24 protein-coding genes are annotated in these 22,295 nt (G+C 74.8%); 19 read left to right on the top strand and 5 right to left on the bottom strand.

The genetic code is table 11. From position 1 onward, the window contains the following. The first annotated feature begins 81 nt into the window (after nucleotides 1-81). The 5 genes from rpsK to truA all read left to right on the top strand — a co-directional run bounded on the left by rpsK (nucleotide 82) and on the right by truA (nucleotide 4,168). Nucleotides 82-489 (top strand): 30S ribosomal protein S11, encoded by a 408-nt coding sequence (rpsK, locus tag Q1A09_RS05140; protein WP_026844840.1) that lies wholly within the window; start codon nucleotides 82-84, stop codon nucleotides 487-489. Between the two features lie 34 nt (nucleotides 490-523). Then, nucleotides 524-1,150: a 30S ribosomal protein S4 gene (rpsD, locus tag Q1A09_RS05135; RefSeq protein ID WP_299952406.1), complete on the top strand. Its 627-nt coding sequence runs from the start codon at nucleotides 524-526 to the stop codon at nucleotides 1,148-1,150. A 118-nt stretch (nucleotides 1,151-1,268) separates the two neighbouring features. After that, nucleotides 1,269-2,336: a DNA-directed RNA polymerase subunit alpha gene (locus Q1A09_RS05130; protein ID WP_299952405.1), complete on the top strand. Its 1,068-nt coding sequence runs from the start codon at nucleotides 1,269-1,271 to the stop codon at nucleotides 2,334-2,336. Between the two features lie 128 nt (nucleotides 2,337-2,464). After that, nucleotides 2,465-3,262 (top strand): 50S ribosomal protein L17, encoded by a 798-nt coding sequence (gene rplQ / locus Q1A09_RS05125; RefSeq protein ID WP_299952404.1) that lies wholly within the window; start codon nucleotides 2,465-2,467, stop codon nucleotides 3,260-3,262. Between the two features lie 27 nt (nucleotides 3,263-3,289). Then, the gene (gene truA / locus Q1A09_RS05120) at nucleotides 3,290-4,168 is read left to right on the top strand and encodes a tRNA pseudouridine(38-40) synthase TruA (protein WP_299952403.1); all 879 of its coding nucleotides are present in this window, start codon (nucleotides 3,290-3,292) and stop codon (nucleotides 4,166-4,168) included. Nucleotides 4,169-4,174: 6 nt separating this feature from the next. Here the strand turns inward: truA and Q1A09_RS05115 are convergent, their stop codons facing one another. Together Q1A09_RS05115 and Q1A09_RS05110 are read right to left on the bottom strand one after the other, a co-directional pair. After that, nucleotides 4,175-4,840 carry an NAD(P)H-binding protein gene (locus Q1A09_RS05115; protein WP_299952402.1) on the bottom strand — a complete coding sequence of 222 codons (666 nt, stop codon included), beginning with the start codon at nucleotides 4,838-4,840 and terminating at the stop codon, nucleotides 4,175-4,177. 43 nt (nucleotides 4,841-4,883) lie between these two features. Beyond that, the gene (locus Q1A09_RS05110; protein ID WP_299952401.1) at nucleotides 4,884-5,471 is read right to left on the bottom strand and encodes a molybdenum cofactor guanylyltransferase; all 588 of its coding nucleotides are present in this window, start codon (nucleotides 5,469-5,471) and stop codon (nucleotides 4,884-4,886) included. A 42-nt stretch (nucleotides 5,472-5,513) separates the two neighbouring features. On the opposite strand from Q1A09_RS05110, the gene fdhD reads away from it, so the two are divergent. Continuing rightward, nucleotides 5,514-6,344 (top strand): formate dehydrogenase accessory sulfurtransferase FdhD, encoded by an 831-nt coding sequence (gene fdhD / locus Q1A09_RS05105; protein WP_299952400.1) that lies wholly within the window; start codon nucleotides 5,514-5,516, stop codon nucleotides 6,342-6,344. Nucleotides 6,345-6,602: 258 nt separating this feature from the next. Here fdhD and Q1A09_RS05100 read toward each other — a convergent pair whose 3' ends face one another. The 3 genes from Q1A09_RS05100 to glp are packed head-to-tail and all read right to left on the bottom strand — an operon-like array spanning nucleotide 6,603 to nucleotide 8,772. Next, nucleotides 6,603-7,100 (bottom strand): molybdenum cofactor biosynthesis protein B, encoded by a 498-nt coding sequence (locus Q1A09_RS05100; RefSeq protein WP_299952399.1) that lies wholly within the window; start codon nucleotides 7,098-7,100, stop codon nucleotides 6,603-6,605. After that, a complete protein-coding gene (gene moaC / locus Q1A09_RS05095) occupies nucleotides 7,097-7,570 on the bottom strand; it encodes a cyclic pyranopterin monophosphate synthase MoaC (RefSeq protein ID WP_299952398.1) in 474 nt (157 codons plus the stop codon). The genes Q1A09_RS05100 and moaC overlap by 4 nt, the downstream gene beginning before the upstream one ends. After that, a complete protein-coding gene (glp, locus tag Q1A09_RS05090) occupies nucleotides 7,567-8,772 on the bottom strand; it encodes a gephyrin-like molybdotransferase Glp (protein WP_299952397.1) in 1,206 nt (401 codons plus the stop codon). The genes moaC and glp overlap by 4 nt, the downstream gene beginning before the upstream one ends. 155 nt (nucleotides 8,773-8,927) lie before the next feature. On the opposite strand from glp, the gene Q1A09_RS05085 reads away from it, so the two are divergent. From Q1A09_RS05085 to Q1A09_RS05025, 13 genes are all read left to right on the top strand, one after another. Further along, the gene (locus Q1A09_RS05085) at nucleotides 8,928-9,899 is read left to right on the top strand and encodes a PfkB family carbohydrate kinase (protein WP_299952396.1); all 972 of its coding nucleotides are present in this window, start codon (nucleotides 8,928-8,930) and stop codon (nucleotides 9,897-9,899) included. A 49-nt stretch (nucleotides 9,900-9,948) separates the two neighbouring features. Next, complete coding sequence (locus Q1A09_RS05080) at nucleotides 9,949-10,434, top strand: carbonic anhydrase (protein WP_299952395.1); 486 nt, start codon at nucleotides 9,949-9,951, stop codon at nucleotides 10,432-10,434. Nucleotides 10,435-10,630: 196 nt separating this feature from the next. Continuing rightward, the gene (gene rplM / locus Q1A09_RS05075) at nucleotides 10,631-11,074 is read left to right on the top strand and encodes a 50S ribosomal protein L13 (RefSeq protein ID WP_299952394.1); all 444 of its coding nucleotides are present in this window, start codon (nucleotides 10,631-10,633) and stop codon (nucleotides 11,072-11,074) included. After that, complete coding sequence (rpsI, locus tag Q1A09_RS05070; RefSeq protein ID WP_366139754.1) at nucleotides 11,071-11,490, top strand: 30S ribosomal protein S9; 420 nt, start codon at nucleotides 11,071-11,073, stop codon at nucleotides 11,488-11,490. Before rplM ends, rpsI begins: the two co-directional genes overlap by 4 nt. Before the next feature lie 11 nt (nucleotides 11,491-11,501). Next, nucleotides 11,502-12,845: a phosphoglucosamine mutase gene (glmM, locus tag Q1A09_RS05065; protein WP_299952393.1), complete on the top strand. Its 1,344-nt coding sequence runs from the start codon at nucleotides 11,502-11,504 to the stop codon at nucleotides 12,843-12,845. Between the two features lie 72 nt (nucleotides 12,846-12,917). Next, nucleotides 12,918-14,780, top strand: coding sequence for a glutamine--fructose-6-phosphate transaminase (isomerizing) (gene glmS / locus Q1A09_RS05060; protein ID WP_299952392.1), 1,863 nt, complete (start codon nucleotides 12,918-12,920; stop codon nucleotides 14,778-14,780). Nucleotides 14,781-14,976: 196 nt separating this feature from the next. Continuing rightward, nucleotides 14,977-15,402, top strand: coding sequence for a holo-ACP synthase (locus tag Q1A09_RS05055; RefSeq protein ID WP_299952391.1), 426 nt, complete (start codon nucleotides 14,977-14,979; stop codon nucleotides 15,400-15,402). Next, nucleotides 15,399-16,835, top strand: coding sequence for an NAD(P)H-hydrate dehydratase (locus Q1A09_RS05050; protein ID WP_299952390.1), 1,437 nt, complete (start codon nucleotides 15,399-15,401; stop codon nucleotides 16,833-16,835). The genes Q1A09_RS05055 and Q1A09_RS05050 overlap by 4 nt, the downstream gene beginning before the upstream one ends. Nucleotides 16,836-16,862: 27 nt before the next feature. Continuing rightward, nucleotides 16,863-18,017: an alanine racemase gene (gene alr, locus Q1A09_RS05045; RefSeq protein ID WP_299952389.1), complete on the top strand. Its 1,155-nt coding sequence runs from the start codon at nucleotides 16,863-16,865 to the stop codon at nucleotides 18,015-18,017. Beyond that, nucleotides 18,014-19,213 carry an alpha/beta fold hydrolase gene (locus Q1A09_RS05040; RefSeq protein WP_299952388.1) on the top strand — a complete coding sequence of 400 codons (1,200 nt, stop codon included), beginning with the start codon at nucleotides 18,014-18,016 and terminating at the stop codon, nucleotides 19,211-19,213. Before alr ends, Q1A09_RS05040 begins: the two co-directional genes overlap by 4 nt. Nucleotides 19,214-19,245: 32 nt before the next feature. Then, a complete protein-coding gene (locus Q1A09_RS05035) occupies nucleotides 19,246-19,872 on the top strand; it encodes a uracil-DNA glycosylase (RefSeq protein WP_299952387.1) in 627 nt (208 codons plus the stop codon). A gap of 17 nt (nucleotides 19,873-19,889) precedes the next feature. Continuing rightward, nucleotides 19,890-20,315 carry a tRNA (adenosine(37)-N6)-threonylcarbamoyltransferase complex ATPase subunit type 1 TsaE gene (gene tsaE, locus Q1A09_RS05030; RefSeq protein ID WP_299952386.1) on the top strand — a complete coding sequence of 142 codons (426 nt, stop codon included), beginning with the start codon at nucleotides 19,890-19,892 and terminating at the stop codon, nucleotides 20,313-20,315. 89 nt (nucleotides 20,316-20,404) lie between these two features. Beyond that, nucleotides 20,405-22,249, top strand: a complete 1,845-nt coding sequence (locus tag Q1A09_RS05025) for a family 43 glycosylhydrolase (RefSeq protein ID WP_299952385.1) — start codon at nucleotides 20,405-20,407, stop codon at nucleotides 22,247-22,249. Nucleotides 22,250-22,295: the final 46 nt, after the last annotated feature.

Genomic DNA, 22,295 nt, shown 5'->3' with positions numbered 1-22,295 from the left:
GGTGCGCCTGAGCACGACCGTCCCCTCGGCTAGGACCGGGTGGGCGACCAGGCCACGAACACAGACTCAGACCGGAGAGAGATGCCTCCCAGGGCTCGCGCGGCAGCTGGCACCAAGAAGGTGCGCCGCAAGGAGAAGAAGAACGTCGCTCACGGCGCGGCGCACATCAAGAGCACCTTCAACAACACGATCGTGTCGATCACCGACCCCACGGGGAACGTGATCAGCTGGGCCTCGGCCGGGCACGTCGGGTTCAAGGGCTCGCGCAAGTCCACGCCGTTCGCGGCGCAGATGGCCGCCGAGAACGCCGCGCGCAAGGCGCAGGAGCACGGCATGCGCAAGGTCGACGTCTTCGTGAAGGGCCCGGGCTCCGGCCGCGAGACCGCGATCCGCTCTCTGCAGGCCACCGGCCTCGAGGTGGGTCAGATCCAGGACGTGACGCCGCAGCCGCACAACGGCTGCCGCCCCAAGAAGCGCCGCCGGGTCTGACCGGTCACTGACGAGACGAAGAAGGTAGATAGACGTGGCCCGTTACACCGGAGCCGATTGCCGCCTGTGCCGGCGCGAGAAGATGAAGCTGTTCCTCAAGGGCAGCAAGTGCGAGTCCGCGAAGTGCCCGATCGAGATCCGGCCGTACCCGCCGGGCGAGCACGGTCGCGGTCGCACCAAGGACAGCGAGTACCTGCTGCAGCTGCGTGAGAAGCAGAAGGCCCGCCGCATCTACGGCGTGCTGGAGAAGCAGTTCCGCGGCTACTACGAAGAGGCCAACAAGAAGTCGGGCAAGACCGGTGAGGTCCTGCTGCAGATCCTCGAGTCGCGCCTGGACAACGTGGTCTACCGGGCCGGCTTCGCCGAGTCCCGAGACATGGCACGCCAGCTGGTGCGCCACGGCCACATCAAGGTGAACGGCCGCAAGGTCGACATCCCGTCCTACCGGGTGACCGCGAACGACATCCTCGAGGTGGCTGCGAAGTCCGCCGAGATGGTCCCGTTCCAGCTCGCCCAGGCGAAGGCCGGCTCCCGTCCGGTCCCGCCGTGGCTGGAGGTCATCTCCTCGCAGCTGAAGGTGCTGGTCCACAGCATCCCGGCGCGCCAGGTGATCGACACCCCGGTCCAGGAGCAGCTGATCGTCGAGCTCTACTCGAAGTGATCGGCCGGTAAGGCAGCACGACCAGCAGGACGGCGGGACGGGCGGACGGATGTCCGTCCCGCCGGCACCACCCCTCACGGCGTCATATGGCGGGTGCCGGAGGACTTGGAGGAGAACCATGCTCATCGCACAGCGTCCGACCCTCACCGAGGAGACCATCGACGCCCAGCGCTCGCGGTTCGTCATCGAGCCGCTGGAGCCGGGCTTCGGCTACACCCTCGGCAACTCCCTGCGTCGCACCCTGCTGTCCTCGATCCCCGGCGCTGCTGTCACCAGCATCCGCATCGAGGGCACCCTGCACGAGTTCACGACCGTGCCGGGCGTCAAGGAGGACGTCACCGAGGTCATCCTGAACCTCAAGGGCCTCGTGGTCAGCTCCGACTCCGACGAGCCGGTGACCATGTACCTGCGCAAGCAGGGCCCCGGTGAGGTCACCGCCGCCGACATCGCGCCGCCGGCCGGCGTCGAGGTGCACAACCCCGACCTGCACATCGCGACCCTCAACGCGAAGGGCCGGCTGGAGATCGAGCTGGTCGTCGAGCGGGGCCGTGGCTACGTGCCGGCCACCCAGAACAAGCAGCCCGGCCAGGAGATCGGTCGCATCCCCGTCGACTCGATCTACTCGCCGGTCCTCAAGGTGACCTACGCCGTCGAGGCGACCCGCGTCGAGCAGCGCACCGACTTCGACCGCCTCGTGGTCGACGTCGAGACGAAGCCGTCGATGGAGCCCCGTGACGCGATCGCCAGCGCCGGCTCCACCCTGGTCGAGCTGTTCGGCCTGCTGCGCGAGCTGAACGTGGACGCCGAGGGCATCGAGGTCGGGCCCAGCCCGGCCGAGGCCGCGGACATCGCGAACTTCTCGATGCCCATCGAGGACATGGACCTCACCGTCCGGTCCTACAACTGCCTCAAGCGCGAGGGCGTGCACACCGTCGGTGAGCTCGTCACCCGCTCCGAGGCCGACCTGCTCGACATCCGCAACTTCGGTGCGAAGTCGATCGACGAGGTCAAGCTCAAGCTGGCAGCAATGGGCCTGGCCCTGAAGGACAGCCCGCCCGGGTTCGTCCCCACCTCGGTGGAGAGCTACGACGAGGGCTACGAGACCGACGCGTACCAGGGCGACGCCGCCTACGGCGACCCGGCCCAGTACGAAGAGGGCAGCTTCCAGGAGACCGAGCAGCTCTGACAGACGGACCCTGCCGCCTCCCGGGGCGGCAGGGTCCCGCCGGGTCCGGCACCGCCGGCACCGGAGCACCACCCATCAGTGAACGCGCGGCTCGCAGGGACCCCCCGGCGGCCTGAGGAAGGACCGACATGCCCACCCCCACAAAGGGCCCCCGTCTCGGCGGATCCCCCGCGCACGAGCGGCTGATGCTGGCCAACCTGGCCACCTCGCTGTTCGAGCACGGCCGGATCACCACCACCGAGACCAAGGCCAAGCGGCTCCGCCCGCTGGCCGAGAAGCTGGTCACCTTCGCCAAGCGCGGGGACCTGCACGCCCGCCGCCAGGTCATGACGACCATCCGTGACAAGGACGTCGTCCACCACCTTTTCGCCGAGATCGGCCCCCGTTTCGCCGACCGGCCCGGTGGCTACACGCGCATCGTCAAGGTCGGTCCGCGCAAGGGCGACAACGCGCCGATGGCGATCATCGAGCTGGTCGAGGGCCAGACGGTGGCGCAGCAGGCCGTGGGGGAGGCCGAGCGCGCTCGCGGCACCCGTTTCGCTGCTGGCGCCGGTTCCTCGGCCGCCGCTGGCGAGGTCCCCGCGGACGCCCGCGAGACCTCCGACAGTGACCTGACCGACGAGGGCGTCACCACGGGCCCGGGTGGGGACACCAGCCCGGCCGTCACCGGCGACGAGCCGGCCGAGGACGTGGCGGCCGGCCAGGCCGTGGTCACCGACGTCTACAACCCCGACGGTGAGCGGCAGGACGACGGCGACGTCACCCCTGAGCCCACCCGGGAGAACGCCGTTGTCGTCGACGACCCGCAGCTGTCCCCGGACGTGGCCAACGCGGCCGCCGCCGAGGTCGAGGCCGCCGAGCTCGGTGACGCCGCGACCGCCGGCGTCCAGGCGCCCGGTGGCGAGCCGGCCACCGACCCGAAGTGACCTGACCGTCTCCTGACGGTCCGCTCCATGGAGCAGCAGCACCTCGACGAGCCCGCCACCCTCACCGGTGGCGGGCTCGTCCGCGTTCGGCTCGACGTCTCCTACGACGGGACGGCACTGCACGGCTGGGCCCGCCAACCCGGCCAGCGCACCGTGCAGGGCGAGCTGGAACTGGGTCTGGCCACCGTGCTGCGGCACGACGTGGACCTGACGGTGGCCGGTCGCACCGACGCCGGGGTGCACGCGACCGGTCAGGTCGCCCACACCGACCTTCCGCCGGAGCTCTTCGCCCAGCACGAGGGCAAGTTGCTGCGCCGACTGCGCGGGGTGCTGCCCCCGGACGTCGCCGTCACCGGGGCCCGGGTGGTCAGCCCGGACTTCGACGCGCGGTTCGCTGCGCTGGCCCGCCACTACGTGTACCGGCTGACCGACGCCGACTCAGGTCCGCCCCCGCTGCGCCGTGCGGACACCGCCGCCTGGCACCGTTCGCTGCAGGTCACCGACATGCGGGTCGCTGCGGCACTGCTGCTGGGGGAGCAGGACTTCGCCGCCTTCTGTCGTCGCCGCGAGGGCGCGACCACCATCCGCACCCTGCTGGACCTCGACGTCAGCCGCGACGGCGACCTGATCGAGATCAAGGCGTCGGCCGACGCCTTCTGCCACTCGATGGTGCGCAGCCTCGTCGGCGCGTTGATCGCCGTGGGGGAGGGACGCCGCCCGGCGGGCTGGCCGGCCTCACTGCTCACCCGCACCGAGCGGGCCAACGACGTGCCGGTGGCGCCCGCGGGCGGCCTCACTCTGGTCCGGGTGGACTACCCGGACGACGACGAACTCGCCGCCCGGGCAGTGGTCACCCGGGCCAAGCGGCCGGAGCCCCACCGGGCCGACCCGGCCGCCCGGGGGTAGCCGACCTCAGGAGAGGGCGGCGACGGCCTCGGCGACAGGGGTGTCCCCGGAGAGCAGCTCGACCACGGCGCCGTCCTTCGGGGTGTCGAGCAGGGCGAGCAGCACGGCGGCGACGTCGTCCCGGGGGACCTCCCCACGGTCGGTCGTCCGCTCCAGTCGCACCCGGCCGGTGCCCGGGTCGTCGGTGAGGCTGCCGGGCCGGAGCACCACCGGTGCCAGGCCGTCCACCGACAGCACGTGCTGCTCGGCCGCCAGCTTCGCGCGCAGGTAGGCGACGAAGACCTCGTCCATGCCCTCCGGGGTCGCGCCGTCGGCGACCTGGTCGACACCGATGGAGGAGACCAGCAGGTAGGGACCGACCCCGGCGGCGACGGCGGCGTCGGCCAGCAGGACGGCGGCGCCCCGGTCGACGCTGTCCTTGCGGGCGGCACCGCTGTTCGGTCCGCCACCGGCGGCGAACACCACGGCGTCCGCCCCGCTGACGACCGCCGTGACGTCCTCGACCGACGCCTGCTCCAGGTCGAGCACGACCGGCTGGACGCCGTCGGACTCCAGGTCGGACCGGTGGTCGGGGTTGCGGACGATGCCGAGCACCGTGTCCCCCCGGTCGCTCAGCATCCGGCCGAGGCGGCGGGCGATCTGCCCGTGGGCTCCTGCGATGACAACGCGCATGAGGGGCCCCTACCCGCACCGACGCCGGGCAGTCCGATCGTGTTCAGGGGCGCACTGCGGCGGCGCGGGCCCGGGCCAGCTCGGCGGGGGTGTCGCAGTCGGTCCATGGGGCCGGTTCCCCGGGCAGCGACTCCGGTCGGTGCCGCTGCACGGAGAGCGGAGCCAGCAGTCCGCGCAGCGGCGCGTGTGCGCGGGCGGAGGCGGTGACGGCCCGCAGTGCCGCGGTGCGCCAGACGCCGAGCAGCAGCTGGTCCCGGCCGGTCTCGTCGACCACCAGCACCCCGTCACCGTCCAGCCGCTCGCGCAGTGCCCCCACCAGTGCGGGGGTGAGGAAGGGCAGGTCGGCGGCGAGGACGGCGACGACCTCGGCGTCTCCCGCGGCGGCGAGGCCGGCCGCGAGCGCCGGCACCGGCCCGCCGCCCGGAGGCTGCTCGCGGACCAGCACCACACCGTCCGGGACCGGTTGCGGCGGGCCCACCACCACCACGGGGGAGGCGCCGTCGACCGCGGCCACCACGGTGGCCAGCATGGACCGCCCGCCGACGTCCAGCTGCGGCTTGGCCTGCCCACCGAGCCGGGCCGCGCGGCCGCCGGCCAGGACGACGGCGGCGAAGGGCGGCAGCGCGGTCATGGGCCGAACGGTAGGGCGCGGGCCGTGAGTACCGTCTGCGGGGTGGGACGAGTCACCAGCCGCACCCCGGTGCTGCGCATCCGTGGGCCGCTGCACACCCGGCGGCCGGACACCGTCGCGTCGGAGGAGCCGCTGGAGATCCGGCTGGACGGCACGCCGCTCGCGGTCACCATGCGCACCCCCGGCGACGACTTCGACCTGGTGCACGGCTTCCTCGCCACCGAGGGCGTGATCGCCTCGGCCGCGGACATCGCGGGGCTGCGCTACTGCAACTCCGTCGACGACGAGGGCCGCAACACCTACAACGTGGTCGACGTCGACCTGGCCCCCGGCGTGGAGGCACCGGACACCGCGCTGGACCGGAACTTCTACACGACCAGTTCCTGCGGCGTGTGCGGCAAGGCGAGCATCGACGCCATCCGCACGAAGACCGCCTACGACGTCGCCGCGGACGACACCCGGCTGACGCTGGAGACGCTGCTGGCGCTGCCGGACCGGCTGCGGGCGGCACAGGAGGTGTTCGACAAGACCGGCGGGCTGCACGCGGCCGGGCTGTTCCGCGCCGACGGGGAGCTGGTGGCCCTGCGGGAGGACGTCGGGCGGCACAACGCGGTGGACAAGGTCGTCGGCGACGCGGTCCGGGAGGGCCGGGTGCCGCTGGCCGGGCACGTGCTGATGGTGAGTGGCCGGTCGTCGTTCGAGCTGACCCAGAAGGCCGCGATGGCCGCGGTACCGGTGCTGGCCGCCGTGTCGGCCCCCAGCTCGCTGGCGGTGGAGCTGGCCCAGGAGGTCGGCATCACCCTCATCGGCTTCCTCCGCGGCGACGGCTGCAACGTCTACACCCACCCCGAGCGACTCGTCCTGCCCACCTGACCCGGACGACGGGGGGTCGGCCATCGGCCGGGCGGGGTCGGCCACAGGCGGGGCCGGGTACGGGCTGAGCCGGGCACGTGCCGAGCCGGGCACGTACCGAGCCGGGCACGCACTGAGCCGGGCACGAGTACGGACCCCCGTCCGTCAGGACGGTCCGGGAGCGCAGCGCGGGGCCGGAGGCTCCCGCTGTGATCCCGGGAAAGGGCTCAGCGCAAGCCGGGACGGCTCCTGGCCGCGCTGGAGCGCGGCAGCGCGACATCAGACATGGTCCCCGCCCCGGAGCTGACTGACGACGTGCGGGAGGAGTGGGCCGAGGACGGCGAGGCCGTCCCGGACGCCGCCGGTGGAGCCGGGCAGGTTGACGATGAGGGTGCGCCCGGCGGTGCCGGCGAGCCCGCGGGAGAGCACCGACGTCGGCACGTGGTCGGCGCCGAAGCGGCGCACCGCCTCGGCGATGCCGGGTGCCTCGCGCTCGAGCACCGCCCGGGTCGCCTCCGGGGTGACGTCGGTCGGCGAGAGGCCGGTGCCGCCGGTGGTGAGGACGACGTCGGCCCCGCCGGCCACGGCGGCCCGGAGCACCTCGGTGAGGGCCGGGACGTCGTCCGGGCGGACGTGCGGGCCCTCGACGGCGAAGCCCAGGTCGCGGAGCCCCTCGGCGAGCAGCTGCCCGGAGCGGTCGTCGTACACCCCGGCGGAGGCCCGGTTGGAGGCGGTCAGGACCACGGCCCGGGCACCGGCGGGCAGCTCGGCGCTCATCGGACCCAGTCGCCGTTCTTGCCGCCGGACTTGGCGAGCAGCCGCACGTCGGTGACCGACGCCCGCGGGTCGACGGCCTTCACCATGTCGATGACGGTGAGCCCGGCGACGGCGACGGAGGTCAGCGCCTCCATCTCCACCCCGGTGCGGTCGGCGGTGCGGGCGGTCGCGGTGATCTCCACGGCCTCGTCGGTCACCTCCAGGTCGACGGTGACCCCGTGCAGGGCGATGGGGTGGCACAGCGGCACCAGGTCCGGCGTCCGCTTGGCCCCGGCGATGCCGGCGATCCGGGCCACCGCGATCGCGTCGCCCTTGGGCACGCCGGTGCCGCGCAGCAACGCGACCACCTCCGGGCTGACCAGCACGCGGCCGGCGGCGGTCGCGACCCGGGGGGTGACCGGCTTGGCGGTCACGTCGACCATCCGGGCGGCGCCGGTCTCGTCGACGTGGGTCAGTCGGGGTTGGCTCACTGCAGGGCTCCTTCGATCAGGACGACGGCGACCTGCGCGCCGGCGGGCAGTTCGGTGACGTCCTCGCCGACGACGACCAGGCAGTTCGCCCGGGCGAGGTGGGCGACCAGGTGGGAGCCGGGCCCGCCGACCTGGCTGACGACCTCGCCGTCGAACCGGCCGCGGAGGAACTGCCGGCGGCCGGCGGGGGAGCGGAGCGGGGTGGCGAGCCGGGCGGTCGTGCGCAGCCGGTCGGGGTCGCGGTGGCCGAGCGCGCGGCGCAGTGCCGGCCGGACGAAGACCTCGAAGGAGACGAACGAGCTGACCGGGTTGCCGGGCAGGGTCACCACGGGGACGCCGTCCACGGTGCCGGCGCCCTGCGGCCCGCCCGGCTGCATGGCGACCTTGCCGAACTCGACGGTGCCCAGTCCGGCGAAGGCGTCCTTCACCACCTCGTAGGCGCCGGCGCTGACCCCACCGCTGGTCACCAGCAGGTCGGCGTCCGGCAGCTCGGCGCGGACGGCGGTGAGGAACTGGTCGACGTCGTCGGGGACGAAGTGCAGCGTGCGGGCCTCACCTCCGGCGTCGGCGACCGCGGCGGCCAGCAGCACGGAGTTGGACTCGTAGATCTGCCCCATCCGCAGCGGCCGGCCCGGCTCGACCAGCTCGCTGCCGGTGGAGAGCACCAGCACGCGGGGTCGCCGGCGCACCGGCACGGTGGCGTGGCCGACGGCGGCCGCCAGGCCCAGCTGGGCGGCTCCCAGTGCCGTCCCGGCCGGCATGGCCAGCTCACCGGCCCGGATGTCCTCCCCGGCGTGGCGCAGGTGGCTGCCGGCGGCGGGGGAGGAGGTGATGGTGACGACGTCCGTGCCGGCGTCGGTGCGCTCGACCGGCACGATCACGTCGGCGCCGGCGGGCACCGGGGCCCCGGTCATGATCCGGTGCACGGTGCCCGGCTCCAGCGGTGGGACGTCGCTGCGGCCGGCCGGCAGGTCGGCCGCGACCGGCAGCCGGACCGGTGCGTCCTCCCGGGCGGCCCCGACGTCGGCGTGCCGGGCGGCGTAGCCGTCCATGGCGGAGTTGGTGAAGCCCGGCAGCGCGACCAGCGCCGTCAGGTCCCGGGCCAGCACCCGCCCTGCTGCCGCCGCCACCGGGACGTCCTCGACCGGCAGCGGGGCGATCAGCCCGGCGACCACTGCCTGGTGTTCCTCGACCGTGCGCACCCGCCCATCCTCACTGATGGCCGCGCCGGTGGCCCCGGCACCGGGGTCGGTGGTGCGCTGCCGGTGCTCGCGCCACGGAGCGTGAGCAGGCAGGCTGTCCGGGTGATGATCATCGGATCGCGGCCGGGACGGCGCCGACGGAGCGGAGCGCACCGGTGACCGCCCCCGAGGGCCCCGCCGTCGTCGTCGGCCAGGTGGGCCGGGACCTCGTCCTCGACATCGACCGGCTGCCGCGCGGCGGACGGTCCACCGCGGTCCGCCGGCGGCGGGAGGTGCTCGGCGGCAAGGGGGCCAACCAGGGGCTGGCCGCGGTCCAGCTCGGCTGTCCGGTGGCCCTGGTCGGCGTCCTCGGGGACGACCCGGCCGGTGACCTGGTGCTGGCCCAGGCGGTGAGCGACGGGCTCTGGGTGTCCGGGGTCGTCCGCCGGCCGGACGCCGCGACGGCGCTGCTGGTCGACCTGGTGGAGCCCGGCGGCGTCCGGCGGCTGCTGGAGGACGTCCCGGGGCCGATGCTGCTGACCCCGGCCGACGTCGCGGCGGCCGATCCGCTCCTCCGGCGCGCCCGCGCGGTGCTGCTGCAGCTCCAGCAACCCGGTGACGCCGTGCGTGCCGCGCTGCAGCGCCTGTCCCCTGGTGCGCTGACCGTCGCCGACGGGGCCCCGCCGGACGAGGAGACGCGGGACGCGCTGCTGGCCTCGGTGCACGTGCTCAGGGCCGACGAGGCCGAGGCGGCCATGTGGGTGGGTGGTGAGCTGGACGGGCTCCGCGACGTCCGGGCCGCGGCCACCGAGCTGTGCGCCGCCGGTCCCCGGGTCGTCAGTCTCGCCGCCGGCGAGCAGGGCGACCTCACCGTCTGGCGGGAGCCCGGCGGTCAGGTGCGGGAACAACTGGTGCCCCTCCTCGGCGAGGACCCGGTGGACCCGACCGGGGCGGGTGACAGCGTGGTCGCCGCCCTGACCGTCGCCCTGCTCCGCGGCGCCGACCCCCGGACGGCGGCCTGGGAGGCCGGTGCCGCGGCGGCACTGACGGTGTCCCGGCTGGGCGGCCGGCCGCGGCTGTCGACGGCCGAGGTGGCCCGGCTGGCCGAGCAGGGCCGGCGTCGGACCGAGGGGGAGGGCCGGTCGTAGCCGGGCCCGGTTACGGTGTTCGGCGATCAGCGCGCGACAGGAGGACCTGGTGACCGAGATCGACCGGATGCTGGCGGCCAACGAGGCCTGGCTCGGGGAGTTCCCCGGCGACCTCCCGGTGGCCCCGGCGCGCAAGGTCGCCGTCGTGGCCTGCATGGACTCCCGCATGCCGCTGTTCGGCATGCTCGGCCTGGCCGTCGGCGACGCGCACGTCATCCGCAACGCCGGTGGTGTGGTCACCGAGGACACCCTGCGCTCGCTGGCCATCTCCCAGCACGTGCTGGGCACCCGCGCGGTCGTGCTGGTGCACCACACCGACTGCGGGCTGAACAAGGCCACCGACGAGGGGGTCGCCGACCTGGTCGAGCAGCGCACCGGGCACCGGCCGCCGTGGACCGCCCGGACCTTCACCGACGTGGACGCCGACGTCCGGAACTCGATGGACCGGATCGCCGCGACGCCCTACCTGCTGAGCACCGAGGTCCGCGGGACCGTCTACGACGTGGCGACCGGGCGGCTGCGCGAGGTGAGCTGATCGCACCTGGCCCTCCCGCCGATCGGACGGCGGGGAGAGCGGCCCGGGCGGCTGGTATCGTCGTCCGCTGGTGCGCGCCGCCGGCTGGTGCGCGCGCGTCCGGGACCCCGACCCGTCGGGTCAGTCCGCGTCTCCCGTGTTCGGTGAGGCGATCCCACCAGCCACCCGCCCGACGACGACAGGACAAGTGAGCCTCGTGCGCACGTACAGCCCCAAGCCCGGTGACATCACCCGGGCCTGGCACGTCATCGACGCCACCGACGTGGTGCTCGGTCGACTCGCCAGCCAGACCGCGATCCTCCTCCGCGGCAAGCACAAGCCCCAGTTCGCGCCGCACGTCGACGCCGGCGACTTCGTCGTCATCGTCAACGCGGGCAAGGTGGCCCTCACCGGCTCCAAGCGCGACACCAAGGTCGCCTACCGCCACTCCGGCTACCCGGGTGGTCTGCGGGCGATCAACGTCGGCGACGAGCTGAAGACCCGTGCCGACCGCGTGGTCGAGCGCGCCGTCAAGGGGATGCTGCCGCACAACTCGCTGGGCCGGCAGATGCTCTCCAAGCTCAAGGTCTACGCCGGGCCCGAGCACCCGCACGCCGCCCAGCAGCCCCAGACCTACGAGATCAAGCAGGTGGCCCAGTGACCAGCGCACTGACCGTGACCGACGCCGACGGGCGTCCCATCCAGACCGTCGGCCGCCGCAAGGAGGCCATCGTCCGGGTGCGTCTGCTCCCCGGCACCGGCCAGTTCAAGCTGAACGGCCGCACCATCGAGGAGTACTTCCCCAACAAGGTGCACCAGCAGCTCATCCGTGAGCCGCTGGTCATCCTGGAGAAGGGCGAGCAGTACGACATCGTCGGCATCCTCAACGGTGGCGGCGTCAGCGGCCAGGCCGGTGCGCTGCGCCTGGCCATCGCCCGTGCCCTCATCGAGATCGAGCCGGACGACCGTCCGGCGCTGAAGAAGGCCGGCTTCCTGACTCGTGACCCCCGTGTCACCGAGCGCAAGAAGTACGGCCTGAAGAAGGCCCGCAAGGCCCCCCAGTACTCCAAGCGCTGACCGGTACGTCCGTGGGTCGCCTGTTCGGGACCGACGGCGTCCGGGGTCGGGCCAACGCCGACCTCACGCCGGAGTTGGCCCTCTCGGTGGCGCGTGCCGCCGCCAGCGTGCTCGCCGACCGCGACGGGACCTCGCGTCCCGTCGCGGTCGTCGGCCGCGATCCCCGCGCCAGCGGGGAGATGCTCGAAGCAGCCGTGATCGCCGGCCTGGCCAGCGCCGGGGCCGAGGTGCTGCGGGTGGGTGTGCTGCCCACCCCGGCGATCGCCCACCTGACCGGCCGCACCGATGCCGACCTCGGTGTGATGATCTCGGCCAGCCACAACCCGATGCCGGACAACGGCATCAAGCTGTTCAGCCGGGGTGGGCACAAGCTGCCCGACGCCGTCGAGGCAGCGATCGAGCTGCGGGTCGCCGGCCGGGACGAGGCCGATCACCGGCCCACCGGCGGTGGGATCGGCCGGGTCCGTGACCTGGCCGGCGCCGCCGAGGACTACACCGCGCACGTGCTGTCGGCACTGCGCGAGCCACTGCGCGGCCTGCGGGTCGTCGTGGACTGCGCGCACGGCGCCGCCGCCCGCTCCGCCCCCGAGGTGTACCGCCGGGCCGGCGCCCAGGTGCACGTCATCGGTGGCGAGCCCGACGGCTGGAACATCAACGACGGCATCGGGTCGACCCACCTGGGTCCGCTGAAGGAGGCCGTCGCGGCGCACGGCGCGGACATCGGGATCGCCCACGACGGCGACGCCGACCGTTGCCTCGCGGTCACCGCCGAGGGCGACGTCGTCGACGGCGACGCGATCCTGGCCATCTGCGCCCTCGCGCTGCACGAGAGCGGCAACCTCACCGACGACACCGTCGTCGCCACCGTGATGAGCAACCTCGGCTTCCACCACACGATGCGCAATGCCGGCATCACGGTGCACACCACCGCTGTCGGCGACCGGTACGTGCTCGAGGCGCTCCGCTCGCGCGGCCTGTCCCTGGGCGGCGAGCAGAGTGGGCACCTGGTCTTCCTGGACTGGGCCACCACCGGCGACGGGTTGCTCACCGGTCTGGCCCTGCTCTCCCGGATGAGCGCCACCGGTGCCTCGCTGGCCGAGCTCGCCTCCGTGGTCCAGCGGCTGCCGCAGACGCTGGTCAACGTGCCGGTGACCGATCGGCTCGCCGTGGTCGAGAGCGACGAGGTGGCCGAGGCCGTCAACCGCGTGGAGGCGGAGCTGGGCGACACCGGCCGGGTGCTGCTGCGGCCTTCGGGCACCGAGCAGCTGGTCCGCGTCATGGTCGAGGCGCCGACCCAGGAGCAGGCCGACGAGGTCGCCGGTCGACTGGCCCAGGTCGTCGCCGCCACCAGCTGACGGCCGTCCTGCCGTCGGTCGCCGGTCCCGTGGCACCGGACGAGGGCCGCTCGCCCCGGTACTCTCGGGCGAATGTGCGGCATCGTGGGGTACGTCGGCTCGAAGGACTCACTGGACGTCGTCCTGGAGGGGCTGCGCCGGCTCGAGTACCGGGGCTATGACTCGGCGGGTGTGGCGGTCCTGGCCGATGGCCGACTGAGCACCGCCAAGAAGGCCGGCAAGCTGGCCAACCTGGAGAAGGAACTGGCCGAGGCCGGGCTGCCCGCCTCCACCATCGGCATCGGGCACACCCGATGGGCGACGCACGGTGGCCCGACCGACCGGAACGCGCACCCGCACGTCTCGGCCGACGGGTCGGTCGCGGTGATCCACAACGGGATCATCGAGAACTTCGCCCCGCTGCGCGCCGAGTGCGAGGCGACCGGCGTCGAGTTCAGCTCCGAGACCGACACCGAGGTGGTCGCACACCTGCTCGCCGCCGTCTACGCCGAGACCCCTGAGGGGTCGGGACGGCTCGCCGAGGCGATGCGCACGGTCAGCCGCCGGCTGGAGGGTGCCTTCACCCTGGTGGCCACCCACGCCGCGGAGCCGGACACCGTGGTGGCCTCCCGCCGCAACAGCCCGCTGGTCGTCGGCGTCGGCGAGGGCGAGTACTTCCTCGGCTCGGACGTCGCGGCGTTCATCGCGCACACCCGCAACGCCCTCGAGCTGGGCCAGGACCAGGTCGTCGAGCTGCACCGCACCCGCGGGGTGACGGTGACCGACTTCGACGGTGCCTCGGTCGAGCCGACCGCCTACACCGTCGACTGGGACGCCGCGGCCGCCGAGAAGGGCGGCTACGACTGGTTCATGCTCAAGGAGATCGCCGAGCAGCCGCAGGCGGTGGCCGACACCCTGCTCGGCCGCCTGGGCGAGCAGGGTGAGCTGGTGCTGGACGAGGTGCGGCTGTCCGACCAGGACCTGCGGGACATCGACAAGGTCTTCGTGGTCGCCTGCGGCACCGCCTACCACGCCGGGCTGATCGCGAAGTACGCCATCGAGCACTGGACCCGCATCCCGGTCGAGGTGGAGCTGGCCAGCGAGTTCCGCTACCGCGACCCGGTGCTGGACCGCTCCACGCTGGTCGTCGTCGTCAGCCAGTCCGGCGAGACGATGGACACCCTGATGGCGCTGCGGCACGCCAAGGACCAGAAGGCGCGGGTGCTGGCCATCTGCAACGCCAACGGCTCGACGATCCCGCGGGAGTCCGACGCCGTCCTCTACACCCACGCCGGGCCTGAGGTGGCCGTCGCGTCGACGAAGGGCTTCCTCACCCAGGTCGTCGCCTGCTACCTGGTGGGCCTGTTCCTCGCGCAGGTGCGTGGGGTCAAGTACGCCGACGAGGTCGCTGCCATCGTCGAGGACCTCCGGGCGCTGCCCGACCAGATCCGCGCGGTCCTGAGCAGCATGGACCCGGTGCGGGAGCTCGCCCGCTCGCTGGCGACGGAGGACACCCTGCTGTTCCTCGGCCGGCACGTCGGCTACCCGGTGGCCCTGGAGGGTGCGCTCAAGCTCAAGGAGCTGGCCTACATCCACGCCGAGGGCTTCGCCGCGGGCGAGCTCAAGCACGGCTCGATCGCCCTGATCGACCAGGGCACCCCGGTGGTCGTGGTCGTCCCGTCACCGCGCAGCCGGGAGTCGGTGCACGGCAAGGTCGTCTCCAACATCCAGGAGGTCCGCGCCCGGGGTGCCCGCACCATCGTGATCGCCGAGGACGGCGACGACGACGTGCTGCCCTACGCCGACCACGTCATCCGGGTGCCGCGCACGCCGACCCTGCTGGCCCCGGTGGTCACCACGGTGCCGCTGCAGGTGCTGGCCTGCGAGATCGCCAGCACCCGCGGCCTGGACGTCGACCAGCCGCGCAACCTGGCGAAGTCCGTCACCGTCGAGTAGTCGCCCGGGCTCCTCAGCTCTGATCAGGTCACCCGCTGTCCCCCCGCACCAGCGTTGGTGCGGGGGGACAGCCGTAGGTGCAGGGAGAGGGACGGCGGGAGGACCCGACTGCCCGCACGACACCCTCCGCGCGCCGCGGGTCGCTGCAGCCGGGCCGCACGGGGCCACGGACGACGGCGCGGGGCAGACTGGGCCGGTGATCATCGGCGTGGGGATCGACGTCTGCCCGGTGGAGCGGTTCGCTGCCTCCCTCGACCGCACCCCGGGGCTGCGGGACCGGCTGTTCACCGCGGACGAGCAGCGCACGCCCTCCGGCGCGGCCCGGAGCGGCGAGTCGCTGGCCGCCCGCTTCGCGGCCAAGGAGGCGCTGGCCAAGGCGCTCGGCGCCCCCGGCGACCTGCACTGGCACGACGCCGAGGTGGTCGTCGGCGAGCGGGGCCGCCCGCACCTGGAGGTGCGCGGCACGGTGGCCCGGCGAGCGGCCGAGCTGGGCGTGACGTCCTGGCACGTGTCGTTGAGCCACGACGGGGGCATCGCCTCAGCCGTGGTCATCGCAGAGGGCGGGGTGCACCCGCAGGGCCGGTCGGCAGCGGTACACCGGCCCGAGGGAGGTCGGGCGTGATCGGGTTGTTCTCCGCCGCGCAGGCGCGTGCCGCCGAGCAGCGGGTGCTGGCCGGCACCCGGCCCGACGCGTTGATGCAGCGCGCCGCCACTGGCCTGGCCACCGTCTGCCTGGACCTGCTGGGCCGGGCGCACGGCGTCCGGGTGGTGCTGCTGGTCGGCTCCGGTGACAACGGCGCGGACACGCTGCTGGCCGGTGCCCGGCTGGCGTCCCGCGGCGCGCAGGTGCGCGCCGTCCTGCTGGACCCCGAGCGGGCGCACGCCGCGGGCCTGGCCGCGCTGCGGCGGTCCGGCGGCCGGGTGGTCGACGCCGACGGGGCCGGCCTGGAGCGCGCCGACCTGGTGCTCGACGGGATCGTCGGCATCGGTGGGTCGGGCCCGCTGCGCCCCGCGGCGGCCGAGCTGGTGCGGCGCGCCACCGCCGGGCCGGGCCTGCTGGTGGCCGTCGACCTCCCGAGCGGGGTGGACGCCGACACCGGCGAGGTACCCGGTGCGGCGTTCCCCGCGCAGCACACGGTCACCTTCGGGGCCCTCAAGCCCGGGCTGGTCGTCGGTGCCGGCCGGGGCCGGGCGGGCACGGTGCACCTGGTCGACATCGGCCTGGCCGACGCGCTGACGGCGCCCGGCGCGGTGCAGCTGACCGACGCCGACGTGGCCGGCCACCTGGAGGCGCCGGACGCCGACGACGACAAGTACTCCCGCGGGGTGGTGGGCGTGCTGGCCGGCTCGGCGACCTATCCCGGCGCCGGGGTGCTGTGCACCGGGGCCGCGCTGCGCACCCGCCCGGGCCTGGTCCGGTACGCCGGGACGGCGGCGGACGGCGTGCGGGCCGCCTGGCCGGAGGCGATCGTCACCGCGGGCCGGCCGGGGGACGCCGGCCGGGTGCAGGCCTGGGTGGCCGGACCGGGGATGGGCACCGACGACGACGCGCTGAGCGTGCTGCGCGAGGTGCTGGCCACCGACCTGCCGGTGGTGCTCGACGCCGACGCGCTGACCCTGGTCTCCCAGCACCGGGAGCTGGTCGGGGACCGGTCGGCGCCCACCGTGCTGACCCCGCACGACCGGGAGTTCGCCCGCCTCTTCGGCGACGTCGGCACCGACCGGGTCGCCGCCGCCCGCCGGGGCGCCGCCGCCCTGGGCTGCACCGTGCTGCTCAAGGGCGCGGCCACCGTGGTCGCCGACGCGGCCGGGAGCACGTTCGTCAACGGCACCGGCACCCCCTGGCTGGCCACCGCCGGCACCGGCGACGTGCTGGCGGGCATCCTCGGCGCGGTGCTGGCCACCGGGTTGCCGGCGGCGGAGGCGGCCGCGGTGGCCGCCCACCTGCACGGGCGGGCCGGGGAGCTGGCGGCGCAACGGGGGCCGTTGATCGCCGGGGACCTGGTGCGCCGGCTGCCCGAGACGGTGGCCCGGCTGCGCGGCAGCGCGGCCTGACCTGCCGCGCCTGGGAGAGTGGACGGCGTGACGCAGCTGCAGCAGGCGCTGGACGCCCGGGCGGAGGTCGTGGTCGACCTGGACGCGATCGCCGCGAACACCGCGGCGCTGCGGGAGCGGGTCGGTCGGCCGCTGATGGCGGTGGTCAAGGCCGACGGCTACGGGCACGGCCTGGTGCCGGCGGCCCGGGCGGCGCTCGCCGGTGGGGCGGACGCCCTCGGGGTGACGGTGCTGGAGGAGGCGCTGGCGCTGCGCGCGGCGGGGGTCACCGCGCCGCTGCTGTCCTGGCAGCACGCGCCGGGGGAGGACTACGCCGCCGCACTCGCCGCCGACGTCGAGGTCTCGGTCAACGCGGAGTGGGCGCTGGCCGAGCTCATCGACGCCGTGCGGGCCACCGGCACGCCGGCCCGGGTGCAGCTGTTCGCCGACACCGGGCTGTCCCGGGAGGGCGCCACCCCGGCGGCCTGGCCGGGGCTGGTGGCCGCCGCGGCCCGCGCCCAGGCCGACGGCGAGCTGACCGTCACCGGGCTGTGGAGCCACCTGGCCTACGCCGACGCCCCGACCCACCCCACGATCGGCCGCCAGGTGCAGGTCTTCGAGGAGGCGGTGGCGCTCGCCCGGGCGGCCGGGCTCACCGAGGCGCGGCGGCACCTGGCCAACTCGGCGGCGACGATCGCGCTGCCGGACACCTGGTACGACATGGTCCGCCCGGGCGTCGCGGTCTACGGCCTGGACCCGCTGGGCGGGAACCCCGCGCAGTACGGGCTGCGGCCGGCGATGACGGTCCGGGCCCGGGTGGCGCTGACCAAGCGGGTGCCGGCCGACGTCGGGGTCTCCTACGGGCACACCTACGCCACCGCGCGGGAGACGACGCTGGCGCTGGTGCCGGTCGGGTACGCCGACGGCGTGCCGCGCGCGGCCGGCAACCGCGCGCCGGTGCTCGCGGCCGGCGCGCAGCGCACCATCGCCGGGCGGGTCTGCATGGACCAGTTCGTGCTCGACGTCGGCGACGACGCGGTGGCCCCCGGCGACACGGTGGTGCTGTGGGGGCCCGGCACGGACGGCGAGCCCACCGCCCAGCAGTGGGCCGACGCGGTCGACACCATCCACTACGAGCTGGTCACCCGGGTGGGCGGCCGGTTCCGCCGCCGCCACGTCGGCAGCGCGGGGGTCCTCCCGTGACCCGCCAGGCACCCCACCACGGCAGTCACCACCTGGGGCGCACGGCCGGCCTGATCGGCGCCGCGGTGGGGCTGGCCGCGGCCGGGACCGCCGTCGGCGTGGCGGTCACCCGGTCGGCGACGTCCCGGGTGCGGGCCGGCCAGCTGGCCGGTCAGGGCGGGGCGGACGGCCGCGCGGTCGCCGACGTGCCGACCGCGGAGCTGCGCGAGGAGGACCCGCTGGGCGCCGGCAGCCGTCCCGCCGACCGCGTCCTGGTGGTGCGGACCGACGACGGGGTGCCGCTGTCGGTGGAGGAGGTCGGGCCCACCGACGCCCCGCTGACCGTCGTCTTCGTGCACGGCTACGCGCTGTCGATGCGCTCCTGGACCTTCCAGCGCCGCGACCTGGGTGCCCGGCTGGCCACCGCCAACGGCCACCGGCCTGCCGCCCGGCTGGTCTTCTACGACCAGCGGGGGCACGGCTCGTCCGGTCGCGGCGTCGCGGAGCACTCCACCGTCGACCAGCTGGCCGCGGACCTGGAGCAGGTGCTCGCCGCTCGCGTGCCGCGCGGGCCGGTCGTGCTGGTCGGGCACTCCCTGGGCGGGATGACCGTGCTCTCCCTGGCCCAGCGGCGTCCGGATCTGTTCGGCAGCCGGATCGCCGGGGTCGCCCTGGTGTCGACCTCCAGCGGCAACCTCGCCGACCTGGACTTCGGGCTGCCCGCGCTGCTCACCCGGGTGCGCGCGGCGGTGCTGCCGGTCGCGGTCTGGACGATGCGCCGCCGTCCCGGGATCGCCGAACGGACCCGGCGGCTGGCCAAGGATGTCGTCTCGGCCGTGACCTGGTCGCTGTCGTTCTCCTCCACCGACGTCGACCCGGCGCTGGGCCGGTACGTGGACGCGATGATCGGCGGGACGCCGGTCGACGTGGTCGCCGAGTTCTACCCGGCGATCGCCGGCCTGGACGTCGGCGGGGCGGTCGAGCCGCTGCGCCGGGTGCCCACCCTGGTGCTCACCGGCGATGCGGACAAGCTGATCCCGAAGGAGCACAGCGAGCGCATCGTGGCGCGGTTCGACGAGTCGGGGGAGGGGAGCGTCGACTACGTCGAGGTCCCCGACGCCGGGCACCTGGTGCTGCTGGAGCACCCCGCCCAGGTGACCGCGGCGCTGGCGGATCTCATCCGCCGGGTCGCCGCCGAGCAGCGCACCACCGGCTGAGCGCCCGCGCCGGCGCGCCGTAGGGTGGCGCCGTGGCCGCACCCCGACCGCCCCGCCTGGACGCGGCCGCCGAGGAGGTGGCCCGCACCGCCGCGGCCGCCGCGGACTGGGTCGCTCTGGCCGACGTCGCCCGCGGCTGCGTCGCCTGCCCCGAGCTGGCCACCACCCGTCAGCACGTGGTGATCGGGGACCGGCCCGACGGTGGCCGGCCGCGGCTGGTGGTCGTGGGTGAGGCCCCGGGTGCCACCGAGGACGAGACCGGCCGGCCCTTCGTCGGCAGGAGCGGTGCCCTGCTGGACCTGCTGCTCGCCGAGGCGGGGCTGGCCCGCGAGGAGGTCGCGGTGCTCAACATCGTGAAGTGCCGGCCACCGGGCAACCGGACGCCGAAGGCCGCCGAGGTGGCCCGGTGCAGCGGCTGGCTGCGCCGCCAGCTGGAGCTGCTCGACGCCGGCACCGTGGTCGCCCTCGGGCTGTCGTCGGCGAAGTGGTTCCTCGGCCCGAAGACGGTGCTCGGCCAGGTCCGCGGCCGGCCGCACGAGGTCGACGGGCGGGCCGTGTGGGTCACGTACCACCCCTCGGCGGCGATCCGGTTCGGCCCGAACGGCGCACCGCGGGCCGCGCTGGCCGCGGACCTCGCCGCGATCGCGGGTTCGCTGTGATCCGCGAGCTGCCCACGGTGGCCGACACCCACGCGTTCGGCCGGGAGCTGGCCGCCCTGCTCCGCCCCGGCGACCTGGTCGTGCTGTCCGGCCCGCTGGGTGCGGGCAAGACCGCGCTCACGCAGGGCATCGGCGCCGGCCTCGGCGTCCGCGGCCCCGTGACCTCGCCGACGTTCGTGCTGGCGCGGGTGCACCGCGGCGGGCGGCTGCCGCTGGTGCACGTCGACGCCTACCGGCTGGGCAGCATGGCCGACGTCGACGACCTCGACCTGGACGCCACGGCGGACGAGGCGGTCACCGTCGTCGAGTGGGGGCACGGTCTGGTCGAGCAGCTGGCCGACGAGCACCTCGTGGTCGAGCTCGACCGCCGGGACGACGACGTCCGCACCGCCCGGCTGGTGCCGCACGGCCCGGGCTGGGAGCAGCGGCTCGCCGCGAGCTGAGCCGGCCCGCGGCGACCAGCGCGGGTTGACGTCGAGAGTGACCGGGGTCACGCTCCTGGGGTCACCCGGTCCGGCCCGAGGAGGAGACCGTGGCATCGACGAGGACGCGGACCACCGCCTGGCTCGGCGGGCTGCTGCTCGCGCTCGGGCTGCTCGTGCCGGCCGCCAACGCCCAGGCGGCGCCGCACGCCCGGCCCGGGGCGCCGACCATCGAGCCGGTCATCGACGCCAACTTCCCCGACCCCGACGTCCTGCTGGTCGACGGAGTGTACCACGCCTACGCGACCAACTCCGACGGTCAGAACGTGCAGCACCGGACGTCGCGGGACCTGGTGCACTGGCGTGCGCAGGCCGACGTGCTGCCCGTGCTCGGCGACTGGGTCGGGGAGTGCAGCTTCGCCCCCGGCGGGGCCACCGACCGGTGCATCTGGGCGCCCGAGGTCGCCGCGGTCCCCGGGGGTGGCTACGCGCTGTACTACACCGCCCGTGACGAGCTGGCCCCGCGCCAGTGCATCGGGGTCGCCGTCGCGGCCTCGCCGGACGGGCCGTTCACCCCGGTCGGCGACCAGCCGCTGGTCTGCCCGGACGGCGCACGCGGCACCACCGACCTCGGCGGCGCCATCGACGCCGCGACGTACACCGATGGCGGCCGGCTGTACCTGCTGTGGAAGGCCGACGGCAACTGCTGCCCGGGGCTCACGGCGATCATCTACCTGCAGCCGCTGTCGGCCGACGGCACCACGCTCACCGGGCCGCCGCAGGAGCTGATCCGCCGGGACCGGCCGTTCGAGGGCAACGTCGTCGAGGCCCCGACCCTGGTCAAGCGGGGCGACACCTACACGCTCTTCTACTCGGCCAACGACTTCGGCGGCGGGGGCTACCGCACCGCCTACGCGACCTCGCCCAGCCTGACCGGCCCGTACACCAAGGCGACCACCGAGCTGATGACCACCGACCGGTTCCGCGGCGACGTGCGCGGCCCCGGCGGGCAGGACGTCGTCACCGACCGTCGGGGCCGGACGGCGATCCTCTTCCACGGCTGGGACCCGACCTACAGCTACCGCGCGGTGTACCTCAGCGAGCTGGAGTGGTCGCCCGACGGTGTCCCGTCGGTGGCGGCCGCCGGCGACCGGTACCAGGCCGAGGACGGCGTGGCCACGAACGCCAGCGTCGTACCCGACCCGACGGCCTCGGGCGGGGCGAAGGTCGGTGGGATGGACTTCCCGGACAGCTCGGTGACGCTGCAGGTGACCGCGGACCGGCCGGGTCGGGCGACCCTGGCGATCCGGTACGCCAACGGCAGCACCGACGCGACGGGGCCGGTGCTCGCCACCGACCGGGTGACCGTGAACGGCCGGGACGCCGGGGTGGTCACCTTCGCCCACACCACCTGGGGCAACTGGCAGCTGGTCGAGCACGAGGTGCGGCTGTCCCGGGGCGTGAACACGGTGACGCTGACCCGTGACACCGCCTTCGCCGAGCTCGACGCGGTCGACGTCCACCCCGGCCGGCCGACGACGCCGCCGGTCGCCCCGGTCACGGACCCCGCGGACGCGACCCGGTACGAGGCGGAGGCCGGCGTCGTCACCAACGCGGCCGTCCGGGCCGACCCGGCCGCGTCCGGCGGGGCCGCGGTGGGCGGGCTCGACTTCGCCGACAGCTCGGTGACCGTGCAGGTGCACGCCGAGCGGGCCGGCCGGGCCACGCTGGGCATCCGGTTCGCCAACGGGTCCGAGCGCGGTGGCTGGCCGGTCGAGGCGACCCACACGGTCACCGTGAACGGCCGGGACGCCGGGGTGGTCACCTACGCCCACACCACCTGGGGCAACTGGACGACGGTGGAGCACGAGGTGCGGCTGTCCCGGGGCTGGAACACCGTCACGCTGACCCGGGCGACGTTCTTCGCCGAGGTGGACGCGGTCGACGTCTCCTGAGGTCGGCTGCCGCGGAGGCCGCCTGCCCCGGGCAACTACCCTGGGC

It is taken from the genome of uncultured Modestobacter sp. (assembly GCF_947486615.1).
Taxonomy (GTDB): domain Bacteria; phylum Actinomycetota; class Actinomycetes; order Mycobacteriales; family Geodermatophilaceae; genus Modestobacter.
This window is presented reverse-complemented; position numbering and strand designations above follow the sequence as displayed.